Annotated in this window: 15 protein-coding genes, 1 pseudogene and 1 riboswitch; of the genes and pseudogenes, 5 read left to right on the top strand and 11 right to left on the bottom strand. The window is 37.6% G+C overall.

Annotation, left to right across the window (positions count from 1 at the left end; genetic code table 11):
- The first annotated feature begins 196 nt into the window (after positions 1 to 196).
- The 3 genes and pseudogenes from L1999_RS24525 to L1999_RS24530 all read left to right on the top strand — a co-directional run bounded on the left by L1999_RS24525 (position 197) and on the right by L1999_RS24530 (position 1,161).
- Positions 197 to 448 carry a hypothetical protein gene (locus L1999_RS24525; protein WP_235740911.1) on the top strand — a complete coding sequence of 84 codons (252 nt, stop codon included), beginning with the start codon at positions 197 to 199 and terminating at the stop codon, positions 446 to 448.
- 71 nt (positions 449 to 519) lie between these two features.
- A pseudogene (locus tag L1999_RS29920) lies at positions 520 to 786 on the top strand (DUF624 domain-containing protein); the annotation flags it as partial.
- An 84-nt stretch (positions 787 to 870) separates the two neighbouring features.
- Complete coding sequence (locus L1999_RS24530) at positions 871 to 1,161, top strand: hypothetical protein (protein ID WP_235740912.1); 291 nt, start codon at positions 871 to 873, stop codon at positions 1,159 to 1,161.
- Between the two features lie 114 nt (positions 1,162 to 1,275).
- Here L1999_RS24530 and L1999_RS24535 read toward each other — a convergent pair whose 3' ends face one another.
- The 10 genes from L1999_RS24535 to L1999_RS24580 all read right to left on the bottom strand — a co-directional run bounded on the left by L1999_RS24535 (position 1,276) and on the right by L1999_RS24580 (position 14,112).
- The gene (locus L1999_RS24535; protein ID WP_430539989.1) at positions 1,276 to 3,837 is read right to left on the bottom strand and encodes a beta-mannosidase; all 2,562 of its coding nucleotides are present in this window, start codon (positions 3,835 to 3,837) and stop codon (positions 1,276 to 1,278) included.
- 132 nt (positions 3,838 to 3,969) lie between these two features.
- Positions 3,970 to 6,543, bottom strand: a complete 2,574-nt coding sequence (locus L1999_RS24540; protein WP_235740913.1) for a glycosyl hydrolase — start codon at positions 6,541 to 6,543, stop codon at positions 3,970 to 3,972.
- Between the two features lie 690 nt (positions 6,544 to 7,233).
- Complete coding sequence (locus L1999_RS24545) at positions 7,234 to 7,866, bottom strand: SGNH/GDSL hydrolase family protein (RefSeq protein WP_235740914.1); 633 nt, start codon at positions 7,864 to 7,866, stop codon at positions 7,234 to 7,236.
- Positions 7,867 to 7,886: 20 nt separating this feature from the next.
- Positions 7,887 to 8,834: a mannose-6-phosphate isomerase, class I gene (manA, locus tag L1999_RS24550; protein ID WP_235744457.1), complete on the bottom strand. Its 948-nt coding sequence runs from the start codon at positions 8,832 to 8,834 to the stop codon at positions 7,887 to 7,889.
- A 12-nt stretch (positions 8,835 to 8,846) separates the two neighbouring features.
- Positions 8,847 to 9,719 carry an ROK family protein gene (locus tag L1999_RS24555; protein ID WP_235740915.1) on the bottom strand — a complete coding sequence of 291 codons (873 nt, stop codon included), beginning with the start codon at positions 9,717 to 9,719 and terminating at the stop codon, positions 8,847 to 8,849.
- Positions 9,720 to 9,735: 16 nt separating this feature from the next.
- Positions 9,736 to 10,449 carry a GntR family transcriptional regulator gene (locus tag L1999_RS24560; protein ID WP_235740916.1) on the bottom strand — a complete coding sequence of 238 codons (714 nt, stop codon included), beginning with the start codon at positions 10,447 to 10,449 and terminating at the stop codon, positions 9,736 to 9,738.
- Positions 10,450 to 10,621: 172 nt separating this feature from the next.
- Positions 10,622 to 12,025: a glycoside hydrolase family 1 protein gene (locus L1999_RS24565; protein WP_235740917.1), complete on the bottom strand. Its 1,404-nt coding sequence runs from the start codon at positions 12,023 to 12,025 to the stop codon at positions 10,622 to 10,624.
- Between the two features lie 124 nt (positions 12,026 to 12,149).
- Positions 12,150 to 13,448 carry a PTS cellobiose transporter subunit IIC gene (gene celB, locus L1999_RS24570; RefSeq protein WP_235740918.1) on the bottom strand — a complete coding sequence of 433 codons (1,299 nt, stop codon included), beginning with the start codon at positions 13,446 to 13,448 and terminating at the stop codon, positions 12,150 to 12,152.
- 18 nt (positions 13,449 to 13,466) lie between these two features.
- On the bottom strand, positions 13,467 to 13,799 hold the full coding sequence (locus tag L1999_RS24575; protein WP_235740919.1) for a PTS sugar transporter subunit IIA: 333 nt from the start codon (positions 13,797 to 13,799) through the stop codon (positions 13,467 to 13,469).
- Between the two features lie 4 nt (positions 13,800 to 13,803).
- Positions 13,804 to 14,112, bottom strand: a complete 309-nt coding sequence (locus L1999_RS24580; RefSeq protein ID WP_235740920.1) for a PTS sugar transporter subunit IIB — start codon at positions 14,110 to 14,112, stop codon at positions 13,804 to 13,806.
- Between the two features lie 282 nt (positions 14,113 to 14,394).
- Between L1999_RS24580 and L1999_RS24585 the strand changes: the two genes are divergently transcribed.
- Both L1999_RS24585 and L1999_RS24590 read left to right on the top strand, forming a co-directional pair.
- Positions 14,395 to 15,147, top strand: coding sequence for an SDR family NAD(P)-dependent oxidoreductase (locus L1999_RS24585; protein ID WP_235740921.1), 753 nt, complete (start codon positions 14,395 to 14,397; stop codon positions 15,145 to 15,147).
- Between the two features lie 108 nt (positions 15,148 to 15,255).
- Positions 15,256 to 16,311 (top strand): lactonase family protein, encoded by a 1,056-nt coding sequence (locus L1999_RS24590; RefSeq protein ID WP_235740922.1) that lies wholly within the window; start codon positions 15,256 to 15,258, stop codon positions 16,309 to 16,311.
- A 226-nt stretch (positions 16,312 to 16,537) separates the two neighbouring features.
- Here L1999_RS24590 and L1999_RS24595 read toward each other — a convergent pair whose 3' ends face one another.
- On the bottom strand, positions 16,538 to 16,660 hold the full coding sequence (locus L1999_RS24595; RefSeq protein WP_235740923.1) for an anti-repressor SinI family protein: 123 nt from the start codon (positions 16,658 to 16,660) through the stop codon (positions 16,538 to 16,540).
- A 28-nt stretch (positions 16,661 to 16,688) separates the two neighbouring features.
- Positions 16,689 to 16,772: riboswitch (cyclic di-GMP riboswitch) on the bottom strand.
- Between the last annotated feature and the right edge of the window lie 244 nt (positions 16,773 to 17,016).

Below are 17,016 nucleotides of genomic sequence, written 5' to 3' on the forward strand. Positions count from 1 at the left end.
AATTACCCCCTGAAAAATGCCAGTTAATTTAATTCTATCCTTTTTTTAATTACCTTACCGATAACTTAATTATAAACATGATTATTAGAATGGTCAATTCGATTATGGTATAATACTAAATAAATGTATTAAGGAAAGTAGTGATATTAATATGGAAAATATAATCCTAAATGGTCTAACGTTGGAGAATATTAGAATGATTGAGGTTAGCAGTTATAGAGGTTTTGATATTCACTTTACAATCCAAGGAATGCTGTATAATTTTATGGTTGCAAAAACCACTCCGCCCACCCCTTTAAACATCCTGCATCGCTTTAAAGAATCTGGGAATTGCCCGCTATGTAATCGCACCATCGCCCATTTCCCAATCGGGAACCAGCCATGCATGGAGTTAAAAAAAATTGATCGGTTGCTTTTAGAAAAATTAAAGAAATACTTGCCGTCCTAGTGTTTATATAACCTTTTATATTAAAGTAAATTATGGTATTTTTAAGTTATAATAGACTAATTAGAAATTAGGTGAACGAATTGAAATTTATTGACAGCAGGTTTTACTCCATCCTTGTTTTCATTTCCAACATATTTCTTCTGAATGTGCTATGGCTTTTATTTTGTTTGCCTATCCTTACGATTTTTCCTGCAACCGCTGCCATGTTTGGAGTAGTCAGACAATGGATTATTCATAAAGACTCTAGCGTCTTCCCGACATTTGTACGTTGTTTCAAAGAGAATTTTAAACAAAGTTTTATAATTCAATTAATATGGGTATTTCTGGCTTCCTTTCTATTTTTAGACTATACGATCTCTTTAAAATTAGGCTTTTTAAAAACTTTCATTTCACCGATTTTAATTTTCTTGGGATTTTTCTTTATGATGGGGTCAACCTTTCTTTTTTCATCTATCGTTCAGTTTAAAACGAGCATACGGAATATGGTGAAGAGCACTATCTTTCTATCGATTGTTTATTTCCCTTTTTCACTGCTTATCTTTATTGTAATCCTTTTAATCGCTTTGGTACTTTATATCTTCCCTTTATCCATGTTATTTATCGGCAGTCTCGGTGCATATATCATTTATTGGTTATCCCAAATCGTTTTTACAAAGGTGAGTAAGCGCCTGGATTCACATCTGGAAGTTAAACAGAATGAAGTAATAGAGTAAGTTCCATATAAAAGAGGAGGCCCATGAATCGATCATGGGTCTCTTCTTTGCTGGCTGAAGCTTTTATATGTTAAAAATTACTTTTCTTATTAAGCATTAATCCTTTGAAGCCAACTAATATCTCATATAATCGACGATAGAAGAAACCTCGAGTTTTTCCGGGCATTCCATATTATAATCGTTCACTCGTGACCTGAAGCATACTCTTCTTGGAACACCTGGAACTAAATCAAAATAATTATCTGTAAAGATGCCTTCCGTTTCGCTGGATAGTTTGACTTGCTTTGCCAGTACATTGGTTGACAGAATCAATTCGGCTCCATTACTGCCTTCTACTTCCGTGATGACAATTTCCGGTTTCTTTAATTCCAGCTCTTTTGTTGTGACAAAATAATGTTCCTTCACATCCAGGATACTTCCATTCTCTTCTAGTTCAGCAAGAAGCACCACGTTTTTAGGATTATGTCCTTTTAATAGCTCTTCCGTCTTTAGTTCTATTGCCAACAGAATGGAAGTTGCTTGGATCTGAACCGGTTGTGATACTTCTGATAGTACTTGACCATCAAAATCAACCAGCTTCAGTATTAACGTGCCGGTTAGGACTTTAAGTAAATCATTAACAGCATAAACTTCAAGAGTTTCACCTTTTTCCACAAATGAAATCATAACATCCTGGAAGCTCCGTTTCGTATAATAATGTAGTGCCTTCCATCTGCCGTAATAATCCATGCTTGACCACGAGGCAACCGGCCAGCAATCATTCATTTGCCAATACAAGGTGCCCATGCAGTATGGCTTATTGCTGCGATGAGCTTCAATGGCACGTTTGATCCCTTCCGCCTGCAGGATTTGGCTCATATACAAGAAGGATGGAAAATCCTTAGGCTCTGGGCTGTATTTCTCCATATATTCGTTAATAATTTGGTTACCGCGGTTATTTTTTTGATGATTCAACATCACCTCGGTATAGATGGCCAAGTCCTTTTCTTCTGCAAATGTCCGGACTGTTTTTAATTCCGGAAAAGATTGGAAGCCATACTCACTCATGAAACGGCCGATGTTATGTTCATAATCCTCAAACGGCTTTAAACCATGCCAAACATCCCAATAATGGATGTCTCCACTTGTGGAACCACCTGAAGCATGTTGGCTGCTATCCCCCGTTAAGGCTGTTAATGGGGAAGATGGCCAGTAGTCGATATCTGGTGATAATTGCTTCACCGCTTCAGGAAGAATCTCATGAAAAACCTTTTCGTAGTCATTCCAGATCTTTTCACGAATTTCCGGTTGATACTGCTGCTTCCATCCCCAGCCCGCATTCTCATTATAATGGGACCAGGCAGAATCTATCTCATTATTACCGCACCATAAAACAACCGAAGGATGGTTTCTTAATCTTTTAATGTTATCAATCGCTTCCATTTTCACATTTAAAAGGAAAGCCTCATCTCCGGGATACATACTGCAAGCAAACATGAAATCCTGCCATACTAAAATCCCATACTCATCACATAATTGATAGAATGTATCATATTCATAAATACCGCCGCCCCAAATACGAAGCATGTTCATATTGGATTCAACGGCGCTAACAATTTCATGCTTATAGCGCTCATAGGTTACTTCTGTTACAAAACTATCATTTGGAATATGGTTTGCACCCTTGGCAAAAACCGGAACACCGTTTAACTCAATATAAAAACTGGTTCCCCGATCATCTTTTTCCGTGATCAACCTGGCTGACCGCAGGCCGGATTTAACTGTTTTTTCAGCCACAATCTCTCCATCTTTAAAAAGAACAGCGGTAAACTCGTATAAATACTGGTCACCAAGTCCCCTGCTCCACCATAATTTTGGATAGCAAATATCCATATTAATATCCAGTTCATTGATTCCGTTACTTATTTGCACAGTCTTCTCAACAATCATTCCATCTGCACTGAGCTGTAATGTACCCTCCCATTCTCCGTCAGCTTCAACTTCCACCTTCCCTGTGATACTTGCTAAAGTGGAGGAAACTGAATTTTGACGGATGAACAAATCGGTCACCCTGCACTCTGACCAGCCTTCAAGATAGATGTTTTTCCAAATACCGCTTGTTACAAATCTCGGCCCCCAATCCCAGCCGTAATGATATGGTGCCTTTCTCGCAAAAACACTAATTCTTTGATCACCCAATCCTCCATCCTCAGAGTGGTCATTAGCTGCTGGCAAACCATACCCTAACCTTTTAAGCTTTGGAAGGTCCTCGTTTATTGGGGAACGAAAGTAAATGTGTAATTGGTTAGCCTGTTTTTTCACAAGAGAACTTACATCGGCTTTCCATCCTCGGAACATATTATCCGCCTCAAGGATTTTTTCATTATTCAAATAGACGGTTGCGTAGGTATCTAGCCCTTCAAAAGTGAGCTGCAAATGCGAAGAATCTAGTAAGCTTTCAGGAACACTAAAGCTTGTCTGATATTCCCAATCCTTTTTATCAATCCATTGCAGATTAAGCTCATTTGTTCCAACAAAAGGTTCATCTATTTTTTTATTCCGTAGTAAATCCGTGTGTACGCAGCCAGGAACCTGGGCCGGCAGCCATTCCTGTTCATCCTTTTGCCTAAAAGCCCAACTCTGTAATGACAGATTCATCGTGTTTATATTGCTTGTTTCAAGGCTATTTTTAACCATGTTTTAGTTCCTCCTCTTGATAAACTAGGCAATTAACTTATAGTATGACTTTTACGAAAAGCAGCCATATTAGTTTTTCAGACATTATAACTAAAGGCCCGCATAAAAAATCCGGGGCCTTTTGTCATTCACTTAATTATTTGTTACACAAATATCGTCGAAATAAAGCACACTCGACAATTGTGTTCCTGGTTGTTTCGCATTTACATAAATGGAGAATTCTTGAACTTTCTTTGTGTTAATGGCATCTAATTTTGAACCGGCATGAGACGTATCCCATGACGCCACCGTGAACTCGCTGAATGGAATCTCAATCAATTGCGGTTCAGTTCCAGCAAGCGTAGAGTACGCTTCAAAAGCAATATCGTTTGCTTTAACCTGAATAACAAGCTTTTGGTCATGACCATCTGGCGTATACCAGAACTTTAAGGTGTTCTGACCAGACCAATCAACACCGCCCAGCATCTTAGTGACACCGCCATAGCCGGAACCTCCAAGATTATATTCATACTTTAACCCAAAGTCACCAGAGGATTTGTGAGTGCTATCAAGAGAGACTTTCACAGGATCTCCTTGGGAAGCAATCGTATACTTCGCTTCAAGCTTCGAGTTATTTCCGTTATAAGTATCAAAGCTGTCGATTACGAGTGGATCCTGGACAGACTCTACATAACTATTTAAAAGCTGAACATTATCTATATATATAGGGCCATTGTATTTGAGATTGCTTGTAACAATAGAAAATGCTAACCCGCTTGAAGAAGCAAGTTCTTTAGAAGGGCTTAAATCAATCGCAGCTGTGTACTTCCCATAAACTGTATCACCAACGGTTACTTTCTCTAGGCTTGAAAGAGTCTTGGCCTGATCCATTCCGTATTTGTCGCTCCAGTTCGGAGGAACATTGGCAATTCCCTGGATCGAGGCATTTTCATTACCACTTACAGGAAGATATACATCATAATTTAACTTATTTACTTCATGAAGATCTAGCTGATTGAGTTTGAGTTTCAATTCCTGCCATGATTGCTTTTCATCAGGAATATTAACATTTAGTTTAATCGCTCCATGGTCCAGCCATTTACTATGCTCAATTGACATGGAAATCGAATCCGGATAAGTTCCTAGTGATTCTACACCTGCAATAGATGAATCAAAATCGTAAGACTTAACTAAGATGTCTTTTGCTTCTACTTTGACCGTAATCGGTTCCTCATAAACTACGCGGTTTCCTAAATAGGCTTTTACATTTAATACGACACTTTTCCCATTCTGGCTTGGAAGAGGTCTCCAGTCAGCCGTATAATAGTTTACATCAGAATTGTAAGTAAGCTCATGCTCACCAGAGATCCCCTCAACCGAGTAAACCACTTTTGAAACTGGCTGATTGACCGCTCGAACACGAATTGTTGTGCTTTCTGTTTTAATTGTTTCTTTATCTGTAGGAGAAGCCGTGTGAATAAATCCTTTTTCCTTCGTTGTATTTATCTTAAAATCATATACACCTTGAATATCACTATTGAAGGCTGTGTAGCTGTCCTTATAATAATTAATAAAGTCAGGCAGCAGCTCGTGGTCTCCATATGTCTGTTGATTCTTAAATGGAGTAAATGCCCCTTCCGGTGAGAAGTTTGCCCAAGTCAGCATATAAGCCATTCTTTTGGCATCCGGATCCGACTTCAGTGCGTTTAGTAATCTTGTAAACCATTGTGTATCATTGTTTCCAGTTACCTTCATGTTGCTATAACCAAATTCAGTAAAAGCAGCAACTTTCCCTTTTACATCGGCAATTTTTGAGATTAAGCTGGCGTCCTGAACCACTTGTTTTAGCCATAAATCAGTACCTTCGCCATTATTATAGGTATCAAAGCCAAGAATATCTACGTAGTCATCCCCTGGACAAGTAAGCAAGTACTTTGACTCGTCATTATTAAACGGACTTCCCGGTGAAAACGCATATAAAAAGTTGCGGACATCTTTCTTATCTCTTAAATATTCAACGGTGTAACGGTACAATTCCTTATATTGAGCAGGAGTAGTGAAAGCCGCTCCCCACCAGAACCAGCTTCCGTTATTTTCATGGAAGGGACGAAATATGACTGGGATGGTATTCCCCTGATCATCCTTTAAGTTGTGAGCAAAATCAGCAATCATGTCCAGGAAGTGATTAAATTCCTCATTTTTATCTCCACCAGGTAAAATATGTGATACAACATTCCCAGTGGTATCATAAAAACTGCCGCCAGTAACAAAGTTAGGCATATGCGAACTTAAAGTTAGTACTCCCCCGCGATCATAAGCTTTCTTCATAACCTTAATGAGGGCATCTTTGTTTGCCTGTTCAGTTCCTCCCCATTGCCCTGGCTTTTCTTTCCCTTCAAGACTAAGTGTATCCCAGCCATATAAAGCAGGAAAATCGCCAACAGCATTTTTTACATCTGATTGGGTGCCATCCTGCGTTGTGATGGTCGCCCCTTCTGTAGTGGCGTGCTGATGCCCAAACAATACGGCATTACCACGAACATTTTGTAAGTAAGTGAAGAGAGACTTGGTTTTGTCAGTTGCTTTTCGGTCTACTAAATCAATCGGTGAGGCAGCATGTTTTTTATTAGTTATTTCGGTCTCTTCCTTTGCAAACACCGGAATTGCTAAGGTAAATAGCAATAGTACCGATAAAAGCAAGGAAACACTTTTTCTTAATTCCTTCATCCTTTAATCTCCTTTTCATTTTTGTACACACATCTACTAAACTAATTTAAATAGAAGAAACTACTGGAGTTTCTTCTATTTAAACTATGAATTCACCAAATTACTCAGAAAAAAATAATGACATTGTTAATGCCGAAACACTTGCTGTGACCATAAGTTTTTTCATTTTACTGCAAATTGATTTTTGAGTTTTACCTCTTTCCACTTGTTTCCCTCCTTAAATTTGGTTTATACAAATATGAAAATATTTGTCCAAGTCAGCCCTTCCCTACTGGGTGCTTTTAATCTTGTCCTCTCGTAAGCCCTTTCAATTCACCACAAGGTTTAATAGTGAATTTTTAACCAACAAGTAACCTTAATTAAAGTAAGATTTACTTTATAATAACTTAATTTATAGAAAAATAATACAATAAAATTATATATTCACTTCCAACTAACTGTCTATATAATTCTGACAAAATGTAAAATACTGTAGTATTTCCCTATAAAAGCAGAGAAATTACACGATAATCTAGTTCTTTATATCTATTTTTTATAGGTAATCGATTAGTTGATTTTTAGTTTAAAAAATAAATGGAAGAGTGTAGCTAACCACTAACTACTGCCTTCGTAGCTCTGGACTTCCACCCTGTAGACTTCACCAATGCCGGCGCACAAAAAAAAAAAAAAAAAAAAAAAAAAAACGCTACATCATTTTAGATGTGCGTTTTTAAAAGATTTTATCCAAGCTTTAGCCATCAGCATATTCCCAATCGAATTCATGTGGACACCATCACTGGTTAGCCTTTGAGGAGAATCCTGGTTTAAATAGTCAATAAAAACTTGATGGGTCTCTACTAAAATAGCGTTATATTCCTTCGCAAGTTTTCGGACTACTTCTACATAAGGAATTAGCATTTTGTTTCCCGGAGATTCAACTACTTCTCCATGAATGGATGGCTCCATTAAGATTAATTTTGCCTTTGTTTTCATTTTGACTTCGTTTAGTAAATTTCGGTAGATTCCCTCGTAACGGTCCGGAAAAACGAGTTCCTTTTCGGGATGATCCAGACGTCGCCACACATCATTGATACCAATCGAGATAGAAACAAAGTCAGGATTAATCCCAATTACATCTCGATCCCATCTAGTAACTAAATCAGTTATGTGATTTCCACTTATTCCTTTGTTTACAACTCGGGGGAGCTGATTTGGAAGATTTATGGCTAAATAATCACGAATAAGCCTGACATATCCAAAGCCGATTTCTTCAGCATCTTCGAATCTTCCAGACTCTGTAATACTATCACCAATGAAAAGTAATACATCGGATTGCTTTAACATTTGCCCTTTTCCCCCTCCTATTATGGGTGAGAAACAATCAGTTGACATTCACCATCAAGGACAAACTCTCCTAGTCCTGCAGGAATAATAAAATGTGTTCCTTTATGAAGAGAATACTTTTCTCCCTTATGAATCAATGAGCCCTCCCCTTTGAGCACGCTGAAAAGGCTGTATTGATCATTTAATAAAAAGGTGGATTTACCACTTACCTCCCACTTATAAACAGAGAAAAAATCTGATTCTACAAATGTGGTAATTTCCACATTTTCTTTTACCCCTACAGAAGGTTTACTTCCAGTTACCTGGTGCGGTACAGTGGTTACATCAATGGCTTTATCTAAATGCAGTTCCCGTAGATTTCCCTGGTCATCTTCACGGTCATAATCATACACTCGGTAGGTTGTATCAGAGCTTTGCTGTGTTTCTAATACAAGAGTTCCTTCACATAAGGCATGAATGGTTCCACTTGGCACATAGAAAAAGTCTCCCGGTTTGATTTTCACTCTACGAAGCAATTCATTCCAATTTCCATCGTTAACCTGAGCAATTAATTCCTCTTTAGTTTTAGCATTATGACCAAATATCATATCGGCATCTTCTTTACAATCAATGATATACCAGCATTCCGTCTTCCCTAGTTCTCCATTTTCATTCACTTTGGCATAAGCATCATCCGGATGAACTTGAACAGATAAATCCATATTCGCATCTAATATTTTCGTTAATAAAGGAAAAACTTCTTCTGTCGGGTTTCCGAAAAGCTCTGGATGTTCCTTCCAAAGCTTGTCCAGCGTTACACCAGCAAAAGGACCATTTTCAATGATAGAAGGTCCATTAGGATGTGCTGAAATAGCCCAGCATTCCCCTGTCTTATCAGATGGAATGGAATAACCAAACTCGTCTTTTAAGGCAGTTCCTCCCCAGATTCGCTCTTTAAATACCGGTTTTAGAAATAATGGCTGCATAATGTGTTCTCCCTATTATAGTTGATTTTCTTTTTTTAACTCTTGATAAGCGAGCAAGAGGGAACCTGTAATCCCAGCATTGTCTCCTAAACCAGGACTAACAATATAATCGGAAAGCTCTGGTAAGGACACATATTGATTAACTAATTCAGGCAAATACTTATAGACATAAGTAAATACTTGTTTTTGATTCATGACGCCGCCGCCAAGAATGATCTTTTTCGGTGAAAGAATCAAAATATATTGCATAAGCGCTTGAGCAATGTAATACCCTTCTAGCTCCCATACTTCCTCACGTTCTACTAAGTTAATTCCCTTTTCACCCCAGCGTTCTTCTATTCCAGGGCCTGCTGCAAGGCCTTCAAAGCAATCTTTATGATATGGGCATTTCCCTTGATAAGAATCATTCTGATGGCGTCTTACCAAAATATGCCCCATTTCAGGATGGGACAGGCCTTGAAGTAATTTCCCTTGTACCCTTGCCCCTGCTCCGATGCCTGTACCAATTGTGATATATAAACAACTATCCAAGCCTTTAGCAGCCCCAAAGGTTGCTTCACCTAAAGCGGCAGCATTTACATCCGTATTAAAACCAACTGGGACTGAGAATGTCTCCTTTATCGTTTGCACAAAAGGGAAGTCCTTCCAAGCTAGTTTAGGTGTAGAGGTAATAAAGCCATATGTCGGACTATCTGTGTTCACATCAATAGGTCCGAAAGAACCAATTCCAATAGCTTTGACCGGATATTTTTTAAAAAATTGAATGACTCCTGTCATCGTTTCTTCAGGTACCGTAGTAGGGATTTGTATTCGGTCAATGATTTTCCCTGTTTCATCCCCGACTGCACAAACAAACTTGGTACCCCCTGCTTCAATTGCACCTAACATCAACATTTCCCCCATATCATCGAATAGGATTAACCGTTGTTATTTCAAATTTATCATAGCGATGGCGTGAGAATGAATACTCAAAAGGGATTCCATTATTCAAGAAACCAACATGCTCAACTTCTAGAATGGGATCACCTGGCATGCATTCCAAATGCTCTTGGTCTAACTGATCCGCTTTGCAAGCTCGGATAATCCGATGAGAACCTGCCATCGTTAACCCCAAATCCTTCTGGATATACTTATAGACAGAACCATGCAGAATCTCATCGTTAATTCCCGGTATAAGCGTGGTTGGCATGTATGTTTTTTCCATAACATATGGTTCCCCATCAACCAATCTTAGACGAATCAAAAAATATACTGGAGTTTTCGGATCGATTGCAAGGTGAACGGCAATATCCTCGGTTGGAAATTGAACCTCAAATTTTATCACCTTACTAGTAACTTGCTTATCCTTTAAAAGATTCGATAACCCCAGAGATTCATTTGTAGTAACATGTACTCGACTTTTATTTATAGCAGATTGTACAATAAAGGTCCCATGCCCTCTTTTTCGATAAAGCAAGCCTTCCACAACCAATAGATCAAGTGCCCTTTTCATAGTCATTCTACTGCAGCCAAATTCTTTTGCTAAAGAAATCTCGTCAGGAATGGGCTGATCGATGGGATATTGCCTGCCCTTAATCCTTTGTCTAATTTCTGAAGATATAGATTCATACTTATTCATACCACAACCACCCAATTAAAAAGATACACTGTTTAATTATATTATATTTTTTTATACCGCTTACACTTTTTAAAGAAAGATGGTCAAACTCGACCATCTTTTTTTAGATTTATTTTCAGATAAATAGTCAGGTTTTTGGTCAGCTTTAATAGTTCCTGCTAAAAATGCATTATTAGAAACCGTTATGTTCTGATACCGTTTTAAACCATTGGCCACTCTTTTTAATTGTTCGTTCTCCATCTTTATTCAAGTTTACAGACACAAACCCATAGCGGTTTTTAAAAGCATTCGTCCACGACCAGTTGTCCATAAACGTCCATAGATGATAGCCTTTCACATTTGCACCTTCTTGAATCGCTTTGTAAACCCATTTTAAATGCTCCTGGATAAATTCAATCCGATAGTCATCTTGAATCATTCCATTTTCATCACGGAATTTTTCTTCGCCTTCTACACCCATACCATTTTCAGAAATAAAGCATTCAATATTACCGTAGTTTTCTTTTAGGTTCGTTAAGATGTCGTATACACCTTTTTCATAAATCTCCCAACCGCGATGTGGATTCATTTTGCGTCCAGGCATTACGTAATAATCAAAGTAACGCTCAGGCATAAATGGTGCCTCTGGATTTGGAAGATTTTCCTTTGCCTTGACGCGCCTTGGCTGATAATAGTTAACACCTAAGATATCAACGGTATTATTTTTAATAATATCCATATCTCCCTCATTGACTACAGGCATATAACCTTCTTCTTTTAAAATTTGTACAAGCTCAGCTGGGAATTCACCTTTTACTGAAGGATCTAAGAATGAGCGATTAAAGAAGGCATCACAAAGCACAGAAGCTTTTACGTCAGCCGGGTTCTGACTTCTTGGATATGAAGGCGTTAGATTTAAAACAATCCCAATCTTCCCATCTTGGTTTAATAGTCTATACGCCTTAATAGCCTTTGCACTAGCTAAAATAGTATGATAGCCAACTTGAACAGCTTTTCCGAAGTCCACTTCATTTGGATAGTGGAAGTCATATAGGTAACCACCTTCGACCGGAACAATCGGTTCATTGTGTGTAAACCATTTTTTCACACGGTCTCCAAACAATTCAAAACAAGTTCTGGCATACACTTCATAGGCATCGACTACTTCTCTGTTTACCCATCCGCCTATTTTTTGCAATTCCATCGGCATATCGAAATGAAATAAACCGACAAAAGGTTCAACACCATTTTCAATCAGGTCATTAATAACATTATTATAAAACTCGACTGCCTTTTGATTGACTTCCCCTGCACCATTCGGAATTAACCTTGACCAGGAAATGGACATGCGGAATGAGTTATGGCCAATTTCCTTCATTAATCTAATATCTTCTTTATATTTGTAATAGAATTGGGATGTCTTTTCCGGTCCTATTCCATCAAAAAATCGATTCGGCTCTATTTCATACCAATGATCCCAAATGTTCTTCCCTTTACCATCCACGTCTGCTGCACCTTCCGTTTGGGTTGCGGATGCTGCAGAACCCCACCAAAAACCTTCTGGAAAGCGGAATTGAATTTCATTTATGTTAGCCATAAGCTGTTATTCTCCTTTTCAATAGTCTACTAAATGTGAAAGGGCAGAAGAGGACGGCCCTGCAATATGAACTTGCATCCTCCGTTCAGCACCTGCCCTTTACTTTGATATCGATTCTTAAGAATTATGCTGCGTTGTTGTTTGAATCTTCTTGTTCTTTCTTTACGTTGACACGATCAATTATTTTTAGGAATGGGAACCAAATCACAAATACGATTGCCAAGTTAACAAGCTGTAACAATCCACCAGCAAGAGAGTTGGTTGCCATAATACCATTAATGAAAATTGGAACAGTCCAAGGAACCGTGACACCAGTTGGCGGTGGAACAAGTCCTGTTTTCATGGAAAAATAGGATACTAATGTAACAATCATTGGCGAAAGGACCCAAGGAACAACAATTAATGGATTCATTACAATTGGTAAACCAAAGATAACTGGTTCGTTAACATTGAAAATGCCAGGTCCGATTGCAAGCTTACCAACCTGTTTCATTTGTTTGCTCTTTAAAAAGAACAGAATCGTTAAAACTACTGCAAGAGTCATTCCTGTTCCACCCATACCAACCGTGTAGATTTCCATAAACGGTTTGGAAATGATATGTGGAATCGGCTGTCCTGCTGTGTAAGCATTTAGGTTTTCTATTTGTAATGTATTCCAAATTGGGTCCATTACAGAGTTGATGATGATTTGGCCATGTAAGCCAAAGAACCATAAGATCTGAATAAAGAAAATAGCAATTAACGTAGGAATGATGCCACTTCCCAAACCTACAAGTGGTGCTTGAATAGCTTTATAGATTACATCATGCATATTAGTTTTAAATATTTGTGTTACAAGAATATTAATTGCCAAAAATACAGTTAACGTTATAATTGCTGGAATAAGTGCCGCGAATGATTTTGCTACTGCTGGTGGAACACCCGGAGGCATCTTAATGGTAATATTTTTTTGAACAATAGTACGGTAAATTTCTGCTGAAATAAATGCTGTAATCATTCCAAGGAACATACCTTTAGCTCCAAGCCGGTCAATAGGTATAACACCTGTAATCGCTTGTCCATGCTCAGGTTGCAGCACAAATGGTGTTAAAATTAAAAAGGAAACTAGTGCTATTGCCCCACCAAATATGGCTTCCACATCGTAACTTCTTGATAGATAATAACCAATACCAAAAACAACAAATACAGACATAATTCCCATTGTTGAAGAGGATGCAATTCCGAACATATCGCGAAAATTGTTGATCGCAGCTTCACTCATCAACTTATTTAAAAATGGTAAATTGGTTAACACAACAAAGATGGAACCGAAAATAGTTAAAGGAAAAGATAACATAAAGGCGTCTCGTAAAACAGTTAAATAACGATTGTTATTTAATCTCCCCGCTATAGGAACGAGATATTGACTTAGTTTTTCAAACAAAGGACTTACCTCCTCTTTTTATAAATTTTTCTGTTTAAAGATGTCCAACAGCTCTCTAACAAGCTCTTTCATTGTCAAGGTAGACATGAGATGGTCCTCGGCGTGCATTAAAAGTAAGGCGAACTCCACTTTCTCACCAGAAGCTTCCTTTTGTATCATCTTAAAATGAATTTCGTGTGATGCTTTTAAGTCTTCTTCCGCTTGAACGAGCAGATTGTCTGATTCTTCCACGTTCCCCTCGCGGTATTCACGAAGGGCTTGAATGATTTTGCTTCTAGCGTTGCCACTATGCAGAATAAGCATAAAATTTATTTGCTCGGCAGTTAATGTGTCTAAATCGATATTTTCCATTGAATTATTCCCCCATTAACTTAACAGCTTGCTCATAAGCTTTTTTACCATCAGCTAATCCATAAGCCATCATGTCAATTACATCTACTTTAATACCATATTTATTTGCTTCTTTTTGTAAGTCACCTTTTAAAAAGCTCATTTGCGGTCCAATTAATACCACATCTGCATTAGCCATTTCTTTTCTCGCTTGGTCTTGTCCAACCGCCCAAATTTTCGCATCTCCATTAATAGAAGCAACATGCTGTTCCATTTTTGTTACCAAAAGGCTAGTTGACATTCCTGCACTACAAGCTAATAAGATTCTTTTCATTATTATCAAACTCCTTAAAGTTTTTTGGTTTAAGCGTTTTCCAAAAGCGTTTTCAACAACCGCTTACAAACTCTATTATAATCATTTTGTTATAAATGTCTAGACATTTATTCAAAAAAACCTAAACATTTTTTAGTGAATATTTCTTTTCAGCTTATTTTCTATCTATATCAAGTATTTATCCATATTACTTTAATATGCACTTTATTTGTAATATAATTTACCTCAACGATAAGTTTATTTTTTAAACTAATAGATTAATAGAAAAGGAGAGGATTTCGATTGGTTGATGTTAAAGGGAGATGGGCACTTATTACAGGTGCCAGCAGGGGTGTTGGATATCAGACAGCACTATTTATGGCAAAGCAGGGGTGCAATCTCATCCTTCATAGCAGAAGTTTAGAACATACGGAGAAAGTACAAGAAGAAGTATCTGCACTTGGAGTTGAAACAATTTGTGTAGCGGCTGAGTTAGCTAACCATGAAGAAGTCGTTGCTATGCTAGACGAGATTGAATCAAAAGAAATTCCTGTAGATATCGTATTTAATAATGCTGCCGTACAAATTGCTTATCGAAAGGATTATTGGAAAACTCCTCTTGATGATTTTGAAATGAGTTTCCGAATTAATTTTATCTCCATTACAACCATTTGCTACCGTTTAATTCCTAAAATGATTGAACGAGGATTTGGCCGTGTGATCAATACCACAAGCGGCATTAAAAATGAGCCGGAACAAGCAGCATATGCAGCAAGTAAAGCAGCATTAGATAAATTCACTAAGGATTTAGCATCTAAATTAGAAGGAACAAATGTCATGATTAATATTACCGATCCAAACTGGTGCAGAACAGACCTGGGAGGTCCCAATGCTCCTAATTCAGTCGAAGATGCGGTACCAGGTGTGGTCGTTGGAGCATTTGTTGATGATCAAAAAAGCGGTCGTTTCTTCCATGCAAAAAAATTCTATGGTTTATCATTGGAAGAAGCCGTTGAAAAAGCAGAAGCAATCGAAGCAAATCCTTACATCATTTAACTGCCATAAACTCTGCCTATTTTCGGGCAGAGCTTTATTTTTAGTTTTTAGTAAAAATAGGATATTATAATAGAGAAAATAAATTTTATCTATGCAAGGAGAATAAATATGGCTGAAACAAAATTCAAGGGTTATATCGGAACCTATACAAAAGGGGATAGTAAAGGAATTTATTCTTTTACTTTAGACACAAACGAAGGGAAAATAGTAGATGTTCAAGTGGCTGCAGAACTTGGAAATCCTACATACCTTGCCATCAGTAAGGATAATCGCTACCTTTACTCGGTTGTTAAAGAAGGGAATACTGGCGGTATTGCAGCTTTTTCCATCGGTGAAGCAGGCAGCCTATCAGCGATTAACAGCCAACTATTAGAAGGCGCACCACCTTGTTATGTGAGTGTAGACAGCAAAAACCGAATGGTATTTGGGGCTAACTATCATCAAGGGTTGGTTCAGTCGCATTTGATTAATCAAGAAGATGGCTCGGTGTTACCGTATGCATCGATTAGAGAGCATGAAGGCTCTGGCCCTGACCCAAGACAGGAAAAGCCTCATTCCCATTTTTCCGAATTGACGCCTGATGGGAAGTTTCTTGCAGTATGTGAGTTAGGGATTGATGCGCTGATTACATATGCTGTTGAAGAGGATGGGACTCTTACCAAGGCACATCTTTTGCCATTAAAAGCTGGCAGTGGTCCAAGACATCTTGTTTTTCATCCAAATCGGGATATGGCTTATGTTATGACTGAGTTCAGCTCTGAGGTAATTGCATTAAATTACAATCCTGAAAATGGACGTTTTAGTGAGGTTCAATATATTTCTACGCTGCCTGAAGATTTTAAGGAAAATAATCAAGGTAGTGCGATTCATATTTCTGCGGATGGACGTTATGTTTATGCGGGCAATCGCGGGCATAACAGTATTGCGGTGTTTAGTGTCGATCCAGGTTCTGGTGAGCTTACGTTTGTGGAGCATACTTCTACTGAAGGGGATTGGCCACGGGATTTTGAGATTGATCCGAGCGGGAAGTTTGTTGTGGCTGTTAATCAGGAGTCTGGCAATGCGGTGTTGTATATTAGAGACGAGGTTTCTGGCCGCTTGACGTTGATTACTTCTGATATTACGGTGCCTTATGGGGTTTGTGTGAAGTTTTTAAATTATTAATTTACATTTTAAAAAACAGCTAACTAATTGTTTAACAATTGGTTAAGCTGTTTTTTTGTGTTGTTGGGCATTTATTAATATTTCTCCTAAAAAAAATACTATAGGTAGCGGTAGAGTTTCTATTGCATATTGTGAATATTATGTAAAGTTACCACATAGTACCCCTTATGAATTGTTCAGTAAATTGAACTCTATAATCTGCTTTTAAAACTTTTCAAAGGAATTATTACTTAGGATTTGATATAAATTCCCTAATTTCATCAATGGAAAGTCCTAGATTTTTAGCTTCGTTAATTAGGTCTACCCATTCACTATCTAGTTCTTTTTCAGCAGTAACTAATACGGACACAATTTACCCTCCTAAAAATGTTACTATTTTAGGTAACTCAGCCATCCTAGTTAAAAACCTTAGACCTGGAGCTTTGCGTCCCATTCTTTCGAATGGTTTGCCTTTATCTTGTATAGTATTAAAGTGTTAGAGTTTTAAAGTATTAAATATTTAAATAACTATACTAATAGTACTATAGTCTACTTTAAACCTAAATGAAAAAATTTCCAAAACTTTCGACAAATTTTGTAAATTCCTGATTAATAGTTAAGAAGTTTTAAAATACATTTTTCACAGGTTACATGATCTAATTCAATAAATTTAATTTTTCTCAGGGTTTTCCTTTTAATTTTTCTCTCCAAATTAAATTCCAGCCC

Origin of the sequence: Neobacillus drentensis (genome assembly GCF_021560175.1) — a bacterium.
Lineage (GTDB): Bacteria > Bacillota > Bacilli > Bacillales > Cytobacillaceae > Neobacillus > Neobacillus drentensis_A.

Bases quoted from the DNA above. Each gene is read 5' to 3' on its own strand.
- L1999_RS24560 (WP_235740916.1), bottom strand. From the start codon at position 10,449: ATGAATAAGTATGAATCTATATCTTCAGAAATTAGACAAAGGATTAAG.
- L1999_RS24535 (WP_430539989.1), bottom strand. From the start codon at position 3,837: ATGGTTAAAAATAGCCTTGAAACAAGCAATATAAACACGATGAATCTG.
- L1999_RS24530 (WP_235740912.1), top strand. From the start codon at position 871: ATGATGGGGTCAACCTTTCTTTTTTCATCTATCGTTCAGTTTAAAACG.
- L1999_RS24525 (WP_235740911.1), top strand. From the start codon at position 197: ATGATTGAGGTTAGCAGTTATAGAGGTTTTGATATTCACTTTACAATC.
- L1999_RS24545 (WP_235740914.1), bottom strand. From the start codon at position 7,866: ATGTTAAAGCAATCCGATGTATTACTTTTCATTGGTGATAGTATTACA.
- L1999_RS24540 (WP_235740913.1), bottom strand. From the start codon at position 6,543: ATGAAGGAATTAAGAAAAAGTGTTTCCTTGCTTTTATCGGTACTATTG.
- L1999_RS24575 (WP_235740919.1), bottom strand. From the start codon at position 13,799: ATGGAAAATATCGATTTAGACACATTAACTGCCGAGCAAATAAATTTT.
- L1999_RS24565 (WP_235740917.1), bottom strand. From the start codon at position 12,025: ATGGCTAACATAAATGAAATTCAATTCCGCTTTCCAGAAGGTTTTTGG.
- L1999_RS24590 (WP_235740922.1), top strand. From the start codon at position 15,256: ATGGCTGAAACAAAATTCAAGGGTTATATCGGAACCTATACAAAAGGG.
- L1999_RS24555 (WP_235740915.1), bottom strand. From the start codon at position 9,719: ATGTTAGGTGCAATTGAAGCAGGGGGTACCAAGTTTGTTTGTGCAGTC.
- L1999_RS24580 (WP_235740920.1), bottom strand. From the start codon at position 14,112: ATGAAAAGAATCTTATTAGCTTGTAGTGCAGGAATGTCAACTAGCCTT.